This window comes from Actinomadura physcomitrii (genome assembly GCF_008923205.2).
GTDB classification, from domain to species: Bacteria; Actinomycetota; Actinomycetes; order Streptosporangiales; family Streptosporangiaceae; genus Spirillospora; species Spirillospora physcomitrii.
This window is the reverse complement of record NZ_WBMS02000028.1, coordinates 29,629-46,920: the sequence shown is the minus strand read 5'-3', so window position 1 is coordinate 46,920 and position 17,292 is coordinate 29,629. Positions and strand designations below refer to the sequence as shown.

Genomic DNA, 17,292 nt, shown 5'->3' with positions numbered 1-17,292 from the left:
GGTGTCTCGGGGGGGGGGGGGGGGGCCCCCCCCCCCCCACCCCCCCCCCCCCCCCCACAACTCAACGAAGGGAGGTGGGGGTTAGAGGTCGAGTTCGTTGCGCTTGGCGCGCGCGATGAGGTCGGCGAACGTAGCGGGGGTGAGGGTGAGGTGGCCGAGCTGCGGGTTCTTGCTGTCCCGGACGCCGACGCCGGAGGCCACGTCGGCGACTTCGACGCAGTCCCCCTGCTCGGGACCGCTGTGGCTGGACTTCCTCCACAGGGGGACGGTCATCGCATGTCCTCCATGATCTTCTGGATCATCTCGAACGTGGGGGCGGGGTTAGAGGTCGAGTTCGTTGCGCTTGGCGCGCGCGATGAGGTCGGCGAACGTGCCGGGGGCGAGGGTGAGGTGGCCGAGCTGCGGGTTCTTGCTGTCCCGGACGCCGACGCCGCTGGTCAGCTGGCTGACCTCGACGCAGGCACCCTGCTGTGTTCCGCTGCGGCTCGACTTTCGCCATGCTGGGAGGGACATCGCGTTTCCTCCATGATTCTCTGGATCATCTGGAAGGACGCCCCTTCGTCGAGCGCCATCGCGCTGATCCGCTCGTACCGTACGCCATACGATCTCACGTCCGCCGGGGATGCCACCAAGCGTCCGGCGCCGGGGGACTCGGTGTAGGCGACCTCTCCGAAGTCATCGCCGCTCATGAGATGGAAGGAGCCGTCGAGACCGGCGTGGGCTCCGGTCGCCCACGAACGCGGAATCACTCGGACGACGACGTTGACGCGTTCAGCCTCCTCCAGGAGGCGAGCGAGTTGCGCGCGCATGATCTCGGCCGTGCCGATGGGCCAGTCGAGGGCGTTCTGGGAAAGGATCACCGTGACATGCGGTGGAGGTGTCCGAAGCAGCAGATTCTGCCGTTCGAGACGGTCGGCGAGGAGTCGGTCCGGGTCGGCTTCGATGCCTGATCGCAGTAGCGCATCGGCGTACTCCGGCGTTTGGAAGATCCCCGGAATGACATTGGCTTCGTAGAGCCTCAGCATATCGGAGCGTTGTTCGAGTTCCACGTACTGGGCGAACCACGCGGGGTCGTGGCCGACCGCGGCATACCAGACGAGCAAGGAGAAAAGCCGCCCGGTATTCCATGCCTTGTCCAGCAGGGCCGCCTGCTTCGCGTCCAGACGGTCGATTCCCGTTTCGATTCGGGACACCTGGGACTTGCCTGCGCCGATGACCCGGCCGAGCGCCTCACCGGATAGTCCTCGCTGAGTGCGTTGGAAGCGCATGTAGTAGGCGGTGAAGTCCCGCAGGTTGGTCTGCGGCTTGGGGAGTTCTTCGGGTGATCGCTTGCGAGCCATGAGCTTCCCCCTGTTCCGAGATGTTCTCAGAACGCGGCGTACGTGCGACATCGGTCCCGTGTCGGAGGAATCTGTGACTCGGTTCACAGGAAAATTTCGGTGGAGGTGGTGGTGATGGAAGTGACGGAACGGCAAACTCGGATTACTCGGGCATTTCCGGTCTCATTGGCGGTTGCCGGGCTGGCGCGGGATCAGGTTGCTCATGCGCTGATCGGATGGGAAATGCCGGAAATGGTGCCCGATGCGCTTTCGATCACGGGGGAACTCGTGGCGAACGCGCTGCGGGCGTCCGAGCGACTCGAGACGATCAAGGTGCATGTCGGGCTCGGTGCCGGGGAGGTCGTCCTCGGAGTGTGGGACGGGTGCGCGGCGCGGCCGGCTCCGCGTCGCGTCGAACTCTCCCTGGAGACGCTCGATCTGCGGGAGGAGAACTTCGACGACAACGGCGGGTGGGGGCTGTCGATCGTCGACGCGCTGGCCGTCCGGTCGTGGGTGGAGGAGACGCGTCCGCGCGGCAAGTGGGTCTGCGCCGCGCTCAAGGCGGTGGGCGCGTGCTGACCGGGACGCGCACGCGGCGGCGGTCGGAGACGGCGGTGCGGCACCTGGAGGCTCTCGCGGTGGCGCTCGAACCGGACGGGTGGCGGTTCGTCCGCCTGTACCGGCGCGAAGAGTTCCCGCTGCCGGTGCCTCTGCTCTGGGTGTACGTGCGGGACGTCGGGCTCGCGGTCCGCGCCCGCGCCGTTCGCGGCGGTGGGTGGGTGTACGGCGAGGCGCAGCGTGGACGAGGGGAGGTCCTGGCTCCGTGCTCGGACGTGGACGCGGCGGCCGAGGCGGTCGCGGGCCGTCTCAAGCGGCGGATGTTCCCAGGGACATGGTGATCACGACTCGTCCTCGTAAGGGAGGAAGGCACCGCTGTCGATGGTGTATCCGCCGGCCTCGACCTGGTCTCCGAACACATGATCGTGGCGCCTGCGGTAGCGCGGGCCCTCGGGCGTGGAGCCCGGATCGCTGAGCACCGTCACCGTCGACTTGCGCGGATCGATGATGAGGTAGGTCGGGATGCCCATGGCCGGGTAGTCGGCCGCCTTGTTCTCGTAGTCGTTCTCCGGGTTGGGGACGGACACCACCTCGGCGACCAGTTCCACGTCCTCCGGCCGCAGATACGTCCGGCCGGGGCGTTCGAGTGCGGCCTCGGGGACGACGACGAGGTCCGGCCTGCGCAGCCGGCCCGTTGCCGGATCGTCGATTTCGGGTGTGCCGCCATGGGCCAGCATGTCCGGGCCGAGCTGAGCTTCCAGTTGCCGCCTCAGACGCGCGATCGCCAGCTCGTGCCGGTTGACCGGGCTCATCATGACGTGCACCCCTTGGTCGTCCAGCTCCACGCCATAAGCGTCCAAACGTTCCATGATCGCGATTGCGGTCGGGCGCAGCAGGTCGTATGCCCTCATGCTCCGTCCTTCGCGCTCGGCGGCACCGGTGAGGCACGGTCACTTCGCCCCATCGGCGGATTCTCGGTCGTGACGTGTCTGGAAGAGTCCCACCCCAGCCTAGAGCACTCGTGGTGGAGCACGCGGAACAAGCGGGTGTGAGGGGAGACCGCGTGGGAGCTGGAGGCGCCCGCGCGGTCTCCCGGTGCGGTGGTCAGGTCAGCAGAGGCCGGCCGGGTTGGAGGTGCGGCAGTGGTTGTGGCGGAACCGGTTGGTCTTGCTGCCGCTGTTGTCGACCAGGTCGAACGGCGCGTTGCCGCGGACGACGTTGAACTGGACGAGGTTGTCGCGGGCGGGCCGGTTCAGCGGCGGTGTTCCGGGGAACAGCACGATGCCACCTGAGTAGGGCAGCTTCCCCCGGTTGTCCTTCACCACGTTCTTCTGGACGACGTTGTGGTCGCCGCCGAAGAACAGCACGCCGGTGCCGCCGAGCGCCGGGACCTCCTCGTGCGGGGCGCACTGCCGGTTGTTCTTCGAGATGTTGTTCTTCCAGATCTTGGTGTTGCCCTGGCCGCCCTTCTGGCTGTCGTCGACGAGGGCGACGCCGGTGCAGTTGCCGACGAGTTCGTTGTCCCACGCCTTGACGTTGCGGGCGTGCCGGACGAGCAGGCCGATGGCGTTTCCGGTGGCGTGGTTGGCGGTGACGACCGTGCCGTGCGCGTTGGCGATGTCCCCGACGTAGAAGCCGGCTTCGTCGCCGTTCCGCACGGCCCAGTCGTGGGCGAACCGGCCGCGGGTCGAATTGAATTCCGAGATGCCGTATTCGCCGTTGTCGGCGGCCAGGACGTGCTCGACGGTGAGGCGGTCGGTGAAGTTGCCGAAGATGCCGTTCTTCTTGAATTTCTTCACCGTCAGGCACTTGATCGTGACGCCTTTGACGGGATGGCCGGGCCGGCCGATGACGCAGATGCCGGTGCCGGGCGCCTGGGCGGCGGCGCAGTGGTCGGTGCGTCCGGGCCGCAGGACGGTCTTGTCGCCGGCGCCGCGGATGGTGAGGCGCTTTTTGACCAGGACGCTCCCGTAGTAGGTGCCGCGGAGGAGCCGGATGGTGTCGCCGGGCCGGGCCCGGTCGACGGCCGCCTGGATCGAGTGTCCCGGACGCACGACGTGAGTGCGGTGCCCGTGCCCGGAGGCGCCGTCCTGCGCCGACGCCTGTCCCGCGAGTGCGAAGGGGGCGAGTCCGGTCAGTGCGGCGACGACGCCGGCCGGGCCCGCGATGGTCCATCTCATTCTATTTTGCTCCGTTTCTGGGTGATCTGCTGTCCGCGGGCGTGCGTGCGTCCGCGGCACGGCCCCGCGGCGCTCGCCGAGGGAACCGCGCAGGTCATTCCGTCAGTCCGGAGAAGCAAACATCGGCGGATCCGCGCGTGATCAGCCGAATTTGCCGTCGCTTTCGCAGTTGCCGGGTTTCCGTGGCCGATCGGCGCGAATGCCGCCCCGGCATTGCGGCCGAATGGCTTATTTCTGGCAATTCGCCACGAAGTGGGGTGCTCAGTCCCAGCGGCGGGAGCGCTGGCGCTTGATGTCGGAGCGGCGCTTCTTGTTCTCCAAGCGCCGCTCGTTGATGCCGCGCGGCACCTCCTTGGGGATGCGCTTCTTCGGCGGCGGGGCCGTGGCCTCGGCCAGCAGCGCGCCGAGCCGCGCCCGGGCGGCCTCGCGGTTGCGCATCTGGGAGCGGTACTCCTCGGCGCGGATCGTCAGGACGCCCCGGACGAGCCGTCCCGACAGCCGCTCCAGCGCGCGCGCCTTGAGCGGCTCGGGCAGGGATGGGGACGCGGCGACGTCGAAGGACAGCTCGGCGGCCGTCGCGCTGGTGTTGACGTGCTGCCCGCCGGGTCCCGAGGAGCGGGAGAAACGCCAGCCGAGCTCGGACTCCGGGATGGAGACCGAGCCGCGGACGTGGATGTCGTCGGGCATGCCCCCGATTATCCCCGGCCGGGAACGATCATGTCGTCCGGTTTTCCGCCACCCCGGGGCGCGCGTCCTGCAAGTGCTTACTTACACTGATCGCCATGACCGAAGGACTGTTCCGCGACGGCGACCTCATCCGCCACATCACCCGGGAGGGCGCGCTCATCGCGGCGGGCGGCGCCGCGTCGCTGCTGCAGACCGCGCACCCGCAGGTCGCGCAGGGCGTGTACGACCACAGCTACACCGCCGAGGACCCGCTGCGGCGGCTGCGCAACACCATGGGCTGGCTCTACGCGGTGCAGTTCGGGACGCGGGAGGAGGCGGAGACCTTCAGCGCCCTCGTCACCCGGGGGCACGACCAGGTCACCGGCCCCGGGTACCGGGCGAACGACCCGGAGCTGCAGGTGTGGGTCGCGGCCACGCTCTTCGCCGTCGCCGCGCAGTTCTACCAGCTGCTGTTCCGCCGGACGTTCACCGAGGACGAGCTAGCGGAGTTCTACGGCCAGACCAAGGTCTACGCGACGATCCTGGGCTGCCCGGAAGGGCGGCTGCCCGCGACGTACCGGGACTTCCGCGTGTACTACGCCGGCATGCTCAGCAGCCTGAAGATCAGCGACGCGTCCCGGGCGATCGCGGACCAGGTGCTCAATCCGCGGCTGCCGGGCGGCCCGCTGAACGCGCCTGGGCTGGCGGCGATCCGGCTGATCACCGCCGGCCTGATGCCGGCGCCGATCCGCGAGCAGTACGGCTGGAAGTGGACCCGGGCGCGCGAGCTGCGGTTCCGGCTGCTGATGGGGACGCTGTCGGCGGTGTATCCGCGGCTGCCGGTGCGCGTCCGGACGCTGCCCCGCGAGTACTACCTCCGCTCGACGCGGAAGATGCTGGCGAAGGTGACGGCCGGTCGCCGTCCGACGCTCCGCATTCCGTCCAGCTGACGTTCCGACCATGGCAACGGCCGCGTGACCCACAGGTAGGTCACGCGGCCGCTCTCCCATGCCGGAGCCGCCCCCAGTACCCGGCCCGGTCTGGGAACGGCCCCGCACACCGGGGCCGCCGCCCGCCCGCCCGCTCCCCCCAGAGCATGGACGGGACGGCGCTCCCCGGTGAGCCCCTAGGCCGACGCGCTCTCGATGATCTTGTCGGCGGACTTCTTCGCCTGGTCGATCGGGATCGCGAAGCCGACCCCGATGTTGCCCGAGCTGCTGCCGGACGTGGCGATCGCGGTGTTGATCCCGATCACCTGGCCGGCGCTGTTCACCAGCGCGCCGCCCGAGTTGCCGGGGTTGATCGCCGCGTCGGTCTGGATCGCGTTCTCGATGACGGCCTGCTGCTGCTGGGACAGCCGTCCCTGCAGGCCCGGCGGCAGGCCCTGCTCGCCGCCGCCGGAGTCGCCCTCCTGGACCTGGCGCCCGAGCGCGCTGACGATGCCGGACGTCACCGACCCGCTCAGCCCGAGCGGGTTCCCGACCGCGAGGACCGAGTCGCCGACCGCGAGCCTGCCGCTGTCGCCGAGCGTCGCGGGCTTCAGCCCGGACACGCCCTGGGCCTTGATCACCGCGATGTCGTTCGCGGTGTCGGCGCCGAGCAGCGTCGCGTTCGCCGTCCTGCCATCGCTGAACTTCACCGACAGCTGCCCGCCGTCGGACACGACGTGCGCGTTCGTCATGATCACGCCGTCCGAGCGCAGGATCACCCCGGACCCCTCGCTCTCGCTCATCTGCGACCGGCTCGTGATCGACACGACGCTCGGCTGCACGGCGGCCGCGACCTGCGCGGTCGTGCTCGCCTTGCTCGACGCGCCGGACACCGCGACCGGGCTGGAGTAGACGGTGCCGTGGTCGGTGAACGCCACCGCCATGGCCGCGCCCGCACCGCCCGCGCCGACCGCCAGCGCGGCCCCCGCGACGAGTGCCGCGATCTTCTGCCGGGCCGTCCACATCGGGCCCCGGCGGAACGGCTCGGCCGCCTCGGTGGGCGGCATGCCCCAGTGCGGCGGTCCCGCCGCGCCTGCGCCTGCTCCGGTGCCCGCTCCTGCCGCGGGCATCGCGGGCCAGCCTTCGGGCTCCTGCCACGCCCCGTGCGGCCGCTGCCCGTGCGCGTCTGCCTGCGGCTGCGCGTGCTGCCGTCCGGGCGGGGTGAGAACGGGCTGCTCGGCTGCTCCGGCGTGTCCCGCCGCTGCGGGCTGCTCGGGTGCCCCGTGCCGCTCGGACCCCGCGACGTGCCGATCCCAACCGTGCTGCTGTGGCTCCTCGGGCCTGCCGGCGTCCATGTGCACTCCCTCGTCTCGCCGTCGCATACGAATCTGCGCCGAGGGTCTGGAACCCACCTGGATCCGACCTGAAAGTGTGCTGGATAAGGCCGGCGTCAAAAAACCGCGGCCGAGAGGGCGTGCGGCGTGTCGCCCTCTCGGCCGCGGTGGCGGGGAGGAATGGCCAGGGCGCGGGGACCCGGTCCCTGTCCGGACCGGGGCGCGCCCTGTGCCGACTACTCAAGCGCACGTACCTGAACGTTCCCTGAATCCACCCCCTGCGCTTCCCGAGGATCCGGTGCGGCCTCACCGCGCGGGATCGCCGCGGCGACGGCGTGACGACGGCTCCGGCCGGCATCTCGAGATCACCCGCCGGGACGGCCTCGACGCCCTCACCATCCGCGCCCTCGCCGCCGACCTCGGCGTCTCCCGCATGGCCCTCTACCGGCACGTCTCCGGCAAGGACGAACTCGTCGCGCTCGTCATGGACGCGATCGCGGCGCACGACATCGTCCCGGCCGGCCTCGGCGCGCGCGGAAGACCGCGAAGGACTGCCCCGGCTGAGCGCCGCCGCGCCCCACCTCCGCGAGATCACCACCGCCGAGGTGTTCGCCACCGAACTCGACATGCTCATCCGCGCCGTCGAGGCGGAGGCCGAGGCCCGGGCCCGCGGATGAGGGAATGCTCGGCTCACCTTCAGGGGACATTCAGGTTCGGGTGGGAACCTCGAAGGCGACCCTGGAGGGAGAGCGTGTCAGTGGTTGAACGGACGGCGAACGCGGCCGCGAACGCAGGCGTGCGGGCACCCGAGGCGACGCTGCTCGTCGTCGAGGACGAGCCGAACATCCTGGAGTTGCTGGCCGGCAGCCTGCGCTTCACCGGCTTCGAGGTGCTCACCGCGACCAACGGCGCCGACGCCGTCCAGTCCGCGCGCCGGCACCGGCCCGACCTGATCGTCCTCGACGTCATGCTGCCCGACATCGACGGGTTCGACGTCGCGCGGCGGCTGCGGTCCGGCGGCGACCACACCCCCGTGCTGTTCCTCACCGCGCGCGACGCGGTCCAGGACCGCATCAAGGGCCTGACGATCGGCGGCGACGACTACGTCACCAAGCCGTTCAGCCTGGAGGAGGTCATCGCCCGCATCCGCGCCGTGCTGCGCCGCTTCCGCGGCGGCGTCGCCGAACCCCCGCCCCGGATGGTGTTCGCCGACGTCGAACTCGACGAGGACAGCCACGAGGTCTGGCGTGGCGGCAAGGCCGTCCAGCTCTCGCCGACCGAGTTCAAGCTGCTCCGCTACTTCATGGCGAACGCCGGGCGCGTCCTGTCCAAGGCCCAGATCCTCGACCACGTGTGGAACTACGACTTCCGTGGCGACGCGGGCATCGTCGAGTCCTACGTGTCCGCGCTGCGCCGCAAGGTCGACAACGCCGAACCGCGCCTCATCCACACGCTGCGGGGCGTCGGCTACGTCCTGCGAGAGCCTCCGGCCTGATGGAACCCCGCGTCCCCGGCCCCGTCCCCGGCGCACGACCGGTGGGCTCGTCCCCCGGTGACCAGCCGGTCGCCGGCGCGACGTCCGGCAGCGGGCCCGCGGAAGGCGCGCACTCCGCGGGCCCGGCGAACGGAGCGCAGCCTCCGGCACCGGGCGATCGGCCGGTCGCGGGCGAGCCGTCCGGCGGCATGGCTGCGGGACGGGCACCCGGTGCTCGTCGGTTCGCTGGAGCGATGCCCGGCGGCGGGTCTGCGAACGCTGACGAAGCGGTGCGGGAAACGCTCGGCGGCGCGTACCCGGCGGGCGGCGGCATGGCCGGTGCGCATGCCGCCGGAACGCCGTACGGCGCGTACGCCGCGGGCGGGGCCGGCGGCGACGGGCCCCGGCGGTCGCGGTGGAGCTCGTGGATCCGGGGGCTGTGGGCGCGGTCGCCGCTCCAGATGAAGCTGATCGCCGGCATGCTCGTCCTGGTCACCCTCGGGATGACGGTGATGAGCGCGGCCGGCGCCTCCGTGCTGCGGCAGTACCTCGTCGGGCGCGCCGACGACCAGCTGCGCTCCTCGGTCGGGCGCGTGATGATCCAGGTGACCGAGCAGGTCCAGGGCCACTACGACATCAACGTCCGGGTGCCCAGCGAGATGTACGCGCAGATCCGCGCCGCCAACGGCCGCCTGCTCGGGCAGAACCTCGCGGTGGGCGAGCGCGGCTACCCGAAGTTCCCGAGCGACCTCTCCGGCCGGATCGACCGGCCGTTCACCGTGTCCGGGACGGGCGGGTCGAGCGCGAAATGGCGGGTGCTGGCCGAGCCGATCCCGGGCACCGGCGCCACCGTCCTCATCGCCGTCAGCATGGCGGAGATCCAGCGGACCGTGAACCGGCTCGTCGCCATCGACGTGATCGTCGGGCTGCTGGTGCTCGCGGTGCTGGTCGTCCTCGGGGTGTGGGTGGTGCGGGCGAGCCTGCGGCCGCTCGCCGAGGTGGAGGAGACCGCCGGCGCGATCGCGGCGGGCGACCTGTCCCGGCGCGTCCCGGAGGCCGATCCGCGCACCGAGATGGGACGTCTCGGACGGTCCCTGAACGCGATGCTCGCGCAGATCGAGGCCGCGTTCGGGGCGCGCGCGGAGTCGGAGGCGGCGGCGCGGCGCTCGGAGGAGACGGCCCGCCGCTCCGAGGAGCGGATGCGCCGCTTCGTCGCCGACGCGAGCCACGAGTTGCGCACTCCGCTGACCGCCATCCGCGGCTTCGCGGAGTTCTACCGGCAGGGCGCCGCCCGCACCCCTGAGGAGATCGGCCGGATGATCGGCCGCATCGAGGAGACCGCCGGCCGGATGGGCCTGCTCGTCGAGGACCTGCTGCTGCTCGCCCGGCTCGACCGGCAGCGGCCCATCGAGCGGCGCCCTGTCGACCTGCTCGCGGTCGCCGCCGACTCGGTGCAGGAGGCACGGGTCGTCGCGCCGGACCGCCGGATCGAACTGTCGGTCGAGGGCGGGCTGGCCTACCAGGTGCGCGGGGACGAGCCGCGCCTGCGCCAGGTCCTCGGAAACCTGCTCACGAATGCGGTGGCGCACACGCCGGCGGGCACGCCGGTGGAGGTGCGCCTCGCGCCGGGCACCCTGCGCGGTGCGCCCGCGGCGGCGCTGGAAGTGGCCGACGAGGGCCCCGGCCTCTCGCCTGACCAGGCCGAACGGGTCTTCGAGCGGTTCTACCGGGCCGACGCGTCCCGCTCGCGGGAGAACGGCCGCACCGGGACGGGCCTCGGCCTCGCCATCGTCGCCGCGCTCGTCGCCGCGCACGAGGGGTCGGTCGAGGTCGACTCCGCGCCGGGGGAGGGCGCGACGTTCCGCGTGCTCCTCCCGCTGGACGCCGACTGAGCCGGGTTATCCACAGAACGACGTTCTACTTCTGTGTTGCGGCCGGGTGCCGGAGCATGGCCTCAACGGCTCGGACGAGAGGTCAGGGGGAATCCATGGCGGTATCCATGGTGGCGGCGCCCGCGCGGCTCGGCACCCTCGCCGCAGGGAGGCCGCACCGCACCGGTGCCGTCTTGCTCACGGGCGCTGCAGATCCCGGATCGCCCGCATCGCCTCGCGCCGCACCTCGCCGGACAGCACATCGATGTACACCTTGCCGTCGAGATGACCGCACTCGTGCTGCAGGCAGCGGGCGAAGTACCCGGTGCCCTCCACGCGGACGGGCCGGTTCTTGGCGTCCACGCCCTCCACGACCGCATGCGCGTGGCGCGGCGTCTCGAACCGCATGCCCGGCAGCGACAGGCACCCTTCGGACTCGACCAGCAGCTCACCGTCGGCGGCCACGAGAACCGGGTTGACGGCGTGGCCGACGTGCCGGCGCCCGCGGTCGTCCTCGCAGTCGTACACGAACAGCCGCAGACCGGAGCCGACCTGGTTCGCGGCCACTCCGGCGCCGTCCTGCTCGTACATCGTGACGAACATGTCGTCGACCAGCTTCTCCAGGGCCGTGTCGAACGTCCGTACGGGGTCGCACTCGGTGCGCAGCACCGGGTCTCCGAGAAGCCGGATCGGGCGGGCGGTTCCGTTGCGCGTAGTGGTCCTCTTGCTCACCCGGGTGATCCTATGCCGCGATGTCCGCTCCGCCTTTTCCGCGAACGCGAACGGTGCGCCCGGCATGGGCCGGACGCACCGTTCGCGGGGCGTGTGACGTCTCCGCCGGGGCTGGGGATCAGCTCGGGTCGGCGGGCCCGCGCGGGGCCGGGGGAACGATCGGGGCGTGCCCGCCGGACGGGCCGCCCTCGGTGCCCTCCACCGGGCGCGGCGCCTTCGCCTGCGGCGGGACCTGCGGGCCGGTGCCGGTGGCCGGGCCGTCCGGCTCCGGCTTCCGCATCGCCGGCGCCGACGCGGGTGCGGGCGAGGGCGCGGCGACCGGCTTGGCCGGGGCGGGCTTGGCCGGGGCCGCCTTGGGGCCGGTCGCGGCGGACGGGCCGGGCTGCGCGGCGACGGGCTGGGCCGGGGCCGGCTGCTTGCGCGGCGGCGACTGCCGGACGGCGTCCTCGACCATCTTCTCCAGCGGCCCCGCCTCGTTCTCGGCGGTCAGCAGCCGGTGCAGGGTCTCGCTGATCTCGGTGAGCCGCTGCAGCGCCTGCGTGTGGTTCTTGGTCAGCGCGGTGAGCCGCTGGGTGGCGCCCTCATTGATCACGCTGGCGCGGCGCTCGGACGCGGTGAGGGTGCGCTCGGCCTCCAGCCGCGCGCTGGTCACCGTCTGCTCCGCCTCCTGCTTGGCGGCCGACAGCACGCTGTCGGACTCCTTCTTGGCGGCGGCCAGCATGGTGTCGGCCTTCTCCTGCGCCTGGGAGAGGTTCTTGTCGGCGTGCGCGCGGGCCTCGTCGATGATGCGCTTGGACTCCTGCTCGGCGTCCTTGCGGATCTCGGCGCCCTTGGCCTCGGCCTCGGCGACCTTGTCCTGGGCCTCGTCCTCGGCGAGGTTGATGATCTGGCGCAACCGGTCGCTCAGGTCGTCGCCGGTGGGCTTGCGGGCCTCGCGCACCTCCGCCATCTCCCGGCGGACGCGCTCGGCGTCGTCCTGGGCGCGCGCGAGACGGGCCTCGAGCTCGCGGTGCTTCTGCTGGGCGCGGGCGATGTAGTCGTCGACCTGGCGGCGGTTGTAGCCGCGCATGACGATCTCGAAGGACTCGTCTTGAAGGAGGTTCGGCAGGATTTCGGCTTCGTTGCTCATGATGCCTTGGGGGGTCGTTGGCGGGGGTATCACCCCGTCAGGGTCGGTTTGCGAATCCTCACCCGCCGGTCAGCGGGCCCACAGCTGAAACGTCAGCATCGACTCTCGTGCGCTCGGCCCCGCTCGCGCAACCGGAACGCCCTTCTCGCTGCCGTTTCGTCATCTCTCTGGAGGCGACAAACTACCGAATATCCTGAAAAAACACCTCCACCTGCGCCGCCGTGTCGCCCAACAACCCGCGAACCCACCCCACCCCGCCCGTGCGGCGAGGGCGAGGGGACGGCCTAGCATCGGGCGCATGAGCTATGTGGGGTCGCTGGGCGAGGAAGAGCCGAAGATCCACGCCGAGGCGTGGGTGGCGCCCGGAGCGGTGGTCGTCGGACGCGTGACGCTCGGCCGGGCGTCCAGCGTCTGGTACGGCTCGGTGCTGCGCGGCGACGACGAGGAGATCGTCGTCGGCGACGAGTGCAACATCCAGGACCTCAGCTGCCTGCACGCGGACCCGGGCATGCCCGCCGTCCTCGAGGACCGGGTCAGCCTCGGGCACAAGGCCATGGTGCACGGCGCGCACGTCGAGACCGGTTCGCTCATCGGCATCGGCGCCATCGTGCTGAACGGCGCCCGGATCGGCGCGGGCACGCTCATCGCGGCCGGCGCCCTGGTGCCGCCCGGCAAGCAGATCCCCTCGGGCGTCCTGGTCGCGGGCACGCCGGGCAAGATCGTCCGTGAGCTGAACGACGGCGACCGCCTGGTCCTCGCGCACACCCCCGACGTCTACATGCAGAAGGCCGAACGCCACCGCGACGCCACCTGGCGCTGAAGCCCCCGACCCTGGGCGCCCCAGCGCCGCGCGCCGACGCACCCGCGCTCGGTTTGGGTGGGGTTGAGCTGGGGGGATCTCGGGGGGAGGCCTTCGGGGGAGTTCTGGGGCGTCCGGGCTGACTACCATGACCCACGTGGTGTGGGGACCGGGCTATGGCAGTGCTCCGCCGCCCAGCCCCCGGATGGGGCAGGATCCGTTCGCGGAGGCCGAGCGCGACACGAGGGCGATGGTGGCCGCCCAATGGTGGCCGTCGGCGCCTCCTCAGCAGCGCCATCACGCCATCGCCGGGCGCATGCTCGTCCTGCCCGACGGGACGTGGTGGCTGTTCGGGGCGTGGGCCCGGTGGTACCGGCTGCACCCGTCGGACGGGCAGTGGTACCTGTGCCCGCCGCCGCGGACGCCCGCCGTGCGGATGGCGGCGCGGCCCGCGCAGCAGGGCGGGGTGCAGGTCCCGCAGCTGCCGCCGCACGTGATCCCGGCCGGGCCCGACTTCTCCTACGATCCGCCCGCGTCGCTGCCGTTCGTCGGGCACGGGTTCGCGACCGAGCTGACGTCGCGGGTCCGCGCGACCGTGGAGTCCGCGGCGGCGCTGTCCGCGCCGGAGTACCCGCACTGGTGGTCGCAGTTCACGCAGGAGACGCCGTCCACCGTGGCGGTCGCGTGGGGCGTGATGATGTGGTGCGCGGCGGCGCCGGCGTTCGACGCGCGGCTGGACGCGCAGATGCTCGACCTGTGGAAGCCGTACCGGGCCAGGCCGCTGCCGGACGTGGACGGCCCGCGCTGGCTGACCCCGCCCGCGCTGGAGACGCTGGTCGGGCTGTACTCCGAGCGGCTGCGGGCCAGCCGCGTGGACGCGGCGGTCGTCGTCCTGCGGACGATGTGGGCGGTCGCGAGCGCGCTGCGCGACGACGTCCGGTTCCAGAACCGGGCGGACGCGCTGCTGGCCATTCTCGGGACGACACTGAGCAACCCGACGGTCGACTACGGCGCGCTCCCGTACGGGGACCAGGCGATCGTCCAGCAGTGGCTGACCCGGTGCCCGCCGCACCTGGTGCCGGCGCTGCGGAACGAGAGCTCGCCGGGCGACAACTTCCGGCACGCGTTCTACACGCTGAGCGAGGCCATCGCCGACCTGCCGGGCGACCCGTCGGACCCCGCGTACACCGAGCCGCGGATGGTCGCCGCGGCGCTGCTGGCCGCCGACCTGGACGTGGTCCGCAAGGACGTGGCGGGCTCGATCGTCCCGTGGCTGGACCCGGAGATCCGGTACACGGTGCAGGCCGTCGCTGAGCAGAAGGGGCATCCGCTGCGCCGGCTGTGGCCCGCGGACCTGCGGCTGCCCGACCCGCTGCGGGCGGCGGGCTCCGGCGAGGGCGCGGAGACGCTGCTCGCGGCGATGTACGAACTGGACCTCGCATGGTGCCGGCTCGGCGGGATGCCGGCGCGGCCGCGCGGCTTCCCGGTGCCGACCGCGATCATCGCGGGGATCATCGGGCGCGGCCGTGCGCGCGCGACGGCGGCCGCGCAGACCCAGACACCGCCGCCGAGCCCGTCGCCGTCGCCCTCGCCGCCGTTCGGCATGCAGAGCCAGCCGGGGGTGGCGCCGGGCGCGCCGCCGCAGCCGGCGGAGCCGCAGGGGCCCGCGCAGCCGTTCGTCCAGCCGCCGGCCCAGCCGGGCTGGGAGAACGCGCCCGGCCCGGCGGGGCGGGGGCAGCCCGGGGCCGCGGCGGGGTTCGCCTCGCCGGACCCGGCGATGGGCAGAGGCTTCTCGCCCCCCGAGGAGGACGGCGGGGGCAGCGCGGCGCCGCCGTACACCGAGCTCGGTTTCCAGCAGTCCGCGCCCAAGCCCGTGCCGAGCGATCACGATCAGGGGCGGGCGGCTTTCGGGATGCCGGGCGCCGCGCCGTCCGGGCAGCCCGCCCCCGGGTATCCGGGCGGGCCGGAGCAGCCTCCGTACGCCGGCGGGCCGCCGGCCGGCGCGCCATATCCGGGCGCCGCGCAGGCGGGGCCGCCGGCTTTCGCGGACCAGGAGTCCACGTCGCCCGACCGCGGCGAGCAGCCGCTCGGCGGGTTCTCACCGGACGAGGACAAGGCCGACGAACCGATCGTGCCGCCGTACACGCAGCTCGGCTACCAGCGGCCGGGTGCCGGGCCTCCAGCCCAGGGACTGCCCCCCGGCGCCGGCGTGGCCCCGGCGATGCAGAGCCCGCAGAGCCCGCAGGGTCCCGATGGCCCGCAGGGCGTGCAGGGTGTGCCTGGCGTGCAGGGGGCGCCGAGTCCGCAGGGGGCTCCGGCGGAGCCGTTCGATCCCTATGCGACGCGGGCCGAGGACGATGCGGGGCCGGCCGGCGACGTCTACGCGACGCGCGTGGAGGGCGGGGGAGGGGCGCCGGTGCCGCCGGCCCCGAGCAACGCGCAGGCGCCCGGGACGCGGATCCTGGGTCCGGAGGACATGGAGGACGGCCCCGCGCAGGCCGCGCCGCCCGGCCCCGGGACGCGGGTCATGTCCGAGACCATGGTCGGCGACTTCGACTTCCTGGACGACACGCCGTCGCCGGAGCGGCCCGTCCACGAGATCCCGCCGCCGCAGGACCTCGGCCGGCGCCGGACGCTGGAGCGGTTCGGGATCGGGTTCGTGTCCGGCGAGCACGACGCGGGCGAGCTGCTGGACGAGCTGCGCGCGCAGGTCGAGGAGTGGAACGCACCGGCCGGGGAGGGCGCCGAGGCGACCCGGGTGGACGGCCGTCCGGGGTCGGCGCCGGCGGGCGTGCCGGGGGTGCTGCTGGTCGGCGGCCCGCACACCGGGCAGCGGAGGTTGGCGCGGCTGATCGCGTTGACGCTGGCGGACGCGGGCCTCGGCGACGGGGCGATCCGCGCGCACGACGCCGACGACGTCCGGGACGCGCCGGTGGACGCGGTGGAGCGGATCCTGCGGCAGCCGGGCCCGGCGATCCTGTTCGAGCGGCTGGACGTGGCGATCGGCGCCGCGCAGGACCCGGTGGCGGTCACCGGCGCGGTGCGCCGGGCGCGCCGGGACCCGGTGAACACGACGCCGCTGATCGCGACGTGCGAGCCGCGCGCGTACAAGCGGCTGCTGCGCGAGCATCCGAGGCTGGTGCAGGCGTTCCGGGTGTACCGGCTGCCCGATTTCAGCGGGCTGGACAACCGGATGACGCTGCTGCACCTGCTCGCGGACGAGCGGCGCGTGACGATCGGGGCGGCGGCGCTGGAGGTCGCGAAGGAGGACCTCGAGCGGCTCCGCGGGCCGGGCGACCTGGTGAACGCGCGGCTCGTCGAGGCGTATCTGGACCAGGCGAGCCAGCGGAACATGGCGCGGGCGGGGGCGTCGCACGACCGGCTGGTCCTGACGCCGGACGACCTGCACGGCGTCGCGGAGGGCATCGAGCCGGCGCTGCGCCCGCCCGGCGACATCGACGGCTACCTGCGGCAGCTGGACGGGCTGACGGGGCTGGACGAGGTGAAGGCGGTCGTCCGGGAGCTGGCGGACGAGGCGGAGCAGGCGGCGGACCGGGTCCGGTACGGCGTGGCGGACCGCGACTCGCACCATCTGGTGTTCACGGGGCCGCCCGGGACGGGCAAGACGACGGTGGCGGGGCTCGTCGGCGGGATCTACGCCGCGCTCGGCCTGCTGGAGTCGGGGCATGTGGTGGCGTGCCGTCCGGTGCATCTGGCGGGCCGCGACCAGCCGGACACCGAGAGCCGGGTCGCCGGCATGATCGAGCAGGCGCTCGGCGGCGTGCTGCTGATCCAGGAGGCGTACCTGCTGGACCGGAGCCCGGCGGTGGTGCGCGAGCTGCTGCGCGGCATGCGCGAGCGCGGCGGGCGGTTCGTGGTGGTCTGCTCGAGTCCGGCGGCGGAGATGGAGGGGTTCCTCGCGGGCGATCCCGCGTTCCGCGCCGAGTTCGGGCGGGTCGTGGAGTTCCAGGGGATCAGCGACCGGGAGATGGTCCAGCTGTTCCAGAAGTACGCCGAGCGCGACCTGTACATGCTGGACGAGGAGCTGCGCGTCGAGCTGCTCACCCGGTTCGAGCGGCTGCGCCAGGACCCGTCGTTCGCCTACGCCAGGACGGTCCGGGCGCTGTTCGAGCAGACGGTCGCGCGGCAGGCGGCGCGCCTCGCGGGCGCGGACGTCAACGCGGCGACGGTGGCCCGGCTCACCGCCCGCGACCTGCCGGAGACGGCGCTGGAGCAGATGCTCGGCGACTTCCACCGGGGCGGCTGACGGCGTCCGACAGGAGCCCTTGACCGCCTTCTCA

General features: G+C 72.6%; 16 protein-coding genes and 1 pseudogene. 8 read left to right on the top strand and 9 right to left on the bottom strand.

Annotated features, from left to right (window positions below; translation table 11 throughout):
* Positions 1–81 precede the first annotated feature (81 nt).
* Genes F8568_RS30060 through F8568_RS30050 form a run of 3 tightly spaced genes read right to left on the bottom strand, consistent with a single transcriptional unit; the run spans position 82 to position 1,340 of the window.
* Positions 82–273 (bottom strand): DUF397 domain-containing protein, encoded by a 192-nt coding sequence (locus F8568_RS30060; protein ID WP_151597070.1) that lies wholly within the window; start codon positions 271–273, stop codon positions 82–84.
* Between the two features lie 48 nt (positions 274–321).
* Positions 322–513, bottom strand: a complete 192-nt coding sequence (locus tag F8568_RS30055; RefSeq protein WP_151597069.1) for a DUF397 domain-containing protein — start codon at positions 511–513, stop codon at positions 322–324.
* On the bottom strand, positions 438–1,340 hold the full coding sequence (locus F8568_RS30050) for a helix-turn-helix domain-containing protein (protein ID WP_151597068.1): 903 nt from the start codon (positions 1,338–1,340) through the stop codon (positions 438–440). Before F8568_RS30050 ends, F8568_RS30055 begins: the two co-directional genes overlap by 76 nt.
* Before the next feature lie 99 nt (positions 1,341–1,439).
* Between F8568_RS30050 and F8568_RS30045 the strand changes: the two genes are divergently transcribed.
* Positions 1,440–1,898: an ATP-binding protein gene (locus F8568_RS30045; protein WP_151597067.1), complete on the top strand. Its 459-nt coding sequence runs from the start codon at positions 1,440–1,442 to the stop codon at positions 1,896–1,898.
* Entirely contained in the window at positions 1,892–2,218 is a 327-nt protein-coding gene (locus F8568_RS30040; RefSeq protein ID WP_151597066.1) for a hypothetical protein, read from the top strand. The genes F8568_RS30045 and F8568_RS30040 overlap by 7 nt, the downstream gene beginning before the upstream one ends.
* Here F8568_RS30040 and F8568_RS30035 read toward each other — a convergent pair whose 3' ends face one another.
* The 3 genes from F8568_RS30035 to arfB all read right to left on the bottom strand — a co-directional run bounded on the left by F8568_RS30035 (position 2,219) and on the right by arfB (position 4,744).
* Positions 2,219–2,722 (bottom strand): Uma2 family endonuclease, encoded by a 504-nt coding sequence (locus F8568_RS30035; RefSeq protein WP_202125527.1) that lies wholly within the window; start codon positions 2,720–2,722, stop codon positions 2,219–2,221. It lies immediately after the preceding gene.
* Between the two features lie 264 nt (positions 2,723–2,986).
* Positions 2,987–4,057, bottom strand: coding sequence for a right-handed parallel beta-helix repeat-containing protein (locus tag F8568_RS30030; RefSeq protein WP_151597064.1), 1,071 nt, complete (start codon positions 4,055–4,057; stop codon positions 2,987–2,989).
* Positions 4,058–4,318: 261 nt separating this feature from the next.
* Positions 4,319–4,744, bottom strand: coding sequence for an alternative ribosome rescue aminoacyl-tRNA hydrolase ArfB (gene arfB, locus F8568_RS30025; protein ID WP_151597063.1), 426 nt, complete (start codon positions 4,742–4,744; stop codon positions 4,319–4,321).
* A gap of 95 nt (positions 4,745–4,839) precedes the next feature.
* On the opposite strand from arfB, the gene F8568_RS30020 reads away from it, so the two are divergent.
* On the top strand, positions 4,840–5,673 hold the full coding sequence (locus F8568_RS30020) for an oxygenase MpaB family protein (RefSeq protein ID WP_151597062.1): 834 nt from the start codon (positions 4,840–4,842) through the stop codon (positions 5,671–5,673).
* 176 nt (positions 5,674–5,849) lie between these two features.
* Here the strand turns inward: F8568_RS30020 and F8568_RS30015 are convergent, their stop codons facing one another.
* Positions 5,850–7,007, bottom strand: coding sequence for a S1C family serine protease (locus F8568_RS30015; protein ID WP_236009370.1), 1,158 nt, complete (start codon positions 7,005–7,007; stop codon positions 5,850–5,852).
* On the opposite strand from F8568_RS30015, the pseudogene F8568_RS51170 reads away from it, so the two are divergent.
* The 3 genes and pseudogenes from F8568_RS51170 to F8568_RS30005 form a co-directional block, all read left to right on the top strand.
* A pseudogene (locus tag F8568_RS51170) lies at positions 7,006–7,452 on the top strand (TetR family transcriptional regulator); the annotation flags it as partial. The gene F8568_RS30015 and the pseudogene F8568_RS51170 overlap by 2 nt on opposite strands.
* A gap of 291 nt (positions 7,453–7,743) precedes the next feature.
* The gene (locus F8568_RS48765) at positions 7,744–8,481 is read left to right on the top strand and encodes a response regulator transcription factor (protein ID WP_407924497.1); all 738 of its coding nucleotides are present in this window, start codon (positions 7,744–7,746) and stop codon (positions 8,479–8,481) included.
* Positions 8,482–8,750: 269 nt separating this feature from the next.
* Positions 8,751–10,352 carry a sensor histidine kinase gene (locus tag F8568_RS30005; RefSeq protein WP_328601087.1) on the top strand — a complete coding sequence of 534 codons (1,602 nt, stop codon included), beginning with the start codon at positions 8,751–8,753 and terminating at the stop codon, positions 10,350–10,352.
* 177 nt (positions 10,353–10,529) lie between these two features.
* Here F8568_RS30005 and def read toward each other — a convergent pair whose 3' ends face one another.
* Both def and F8568_RS29995 read right to left on the bottom strand, forming a co-directional pair.
* Positions 10,530–11,063 (bottom strand): peptide deformylase, encoded by a 534-nt coding sequence (def, locus tag F8568_RS30000; protein ID WP_328601086.1) that lies wholly within the window; start codon positions 11,061–11,063, stop codon positions 10,530–10,532.
* 118 nt (positions 11,064–11,181) lie between these two features.
* Positions 11,182–12,192 carry a DivIVA domain-containing protein gene (locus F8568_RS29995; RefSeq protein WP_151597058.1) on the bottom strand — a complete coding sequence of 337 codons (1,011 nt, stop codon included), beginning with the start codon at positions 12,190–12,192 and terminating at the stop codon, positions 11,182–11,184.
* A 298-nt stretch (positions 12,193–12,490) separates the two neighbouring features.
* Between F8568_RS29995 and F8568_RS29990 the strand changes: the two genes are divergently transcribed.
* Together F8568_RS29990 and F8568_RS50670 are read left to right on the top strand one after the other, a co-directional pair.
* Positions 12,491–13,012, top strand: a complete 522-nt coding sequence (locus F8568_RS29990; RefSeq protein ID WP_151597057.1) for a gamma carbonic anhydrase family protein — start codon at positions 12,491–12,493, stop codon at positions 13,010–13,012.
* 136 nt (positions 13,013–13,148) lie between these two features.
* On the top strand, positions 13,149–17,258 hold the full coding sequence (locus F8568_RS50670) for a hypothetical protein (protein WP_160573800.1): 4,110 nt from the start codon (positions 13,149–13,151) through the stop codon (positions 17,256–17,258).
* The last annotated feature ends 34 nt before the right edge of the window (positions 17,259–17,292 follow it).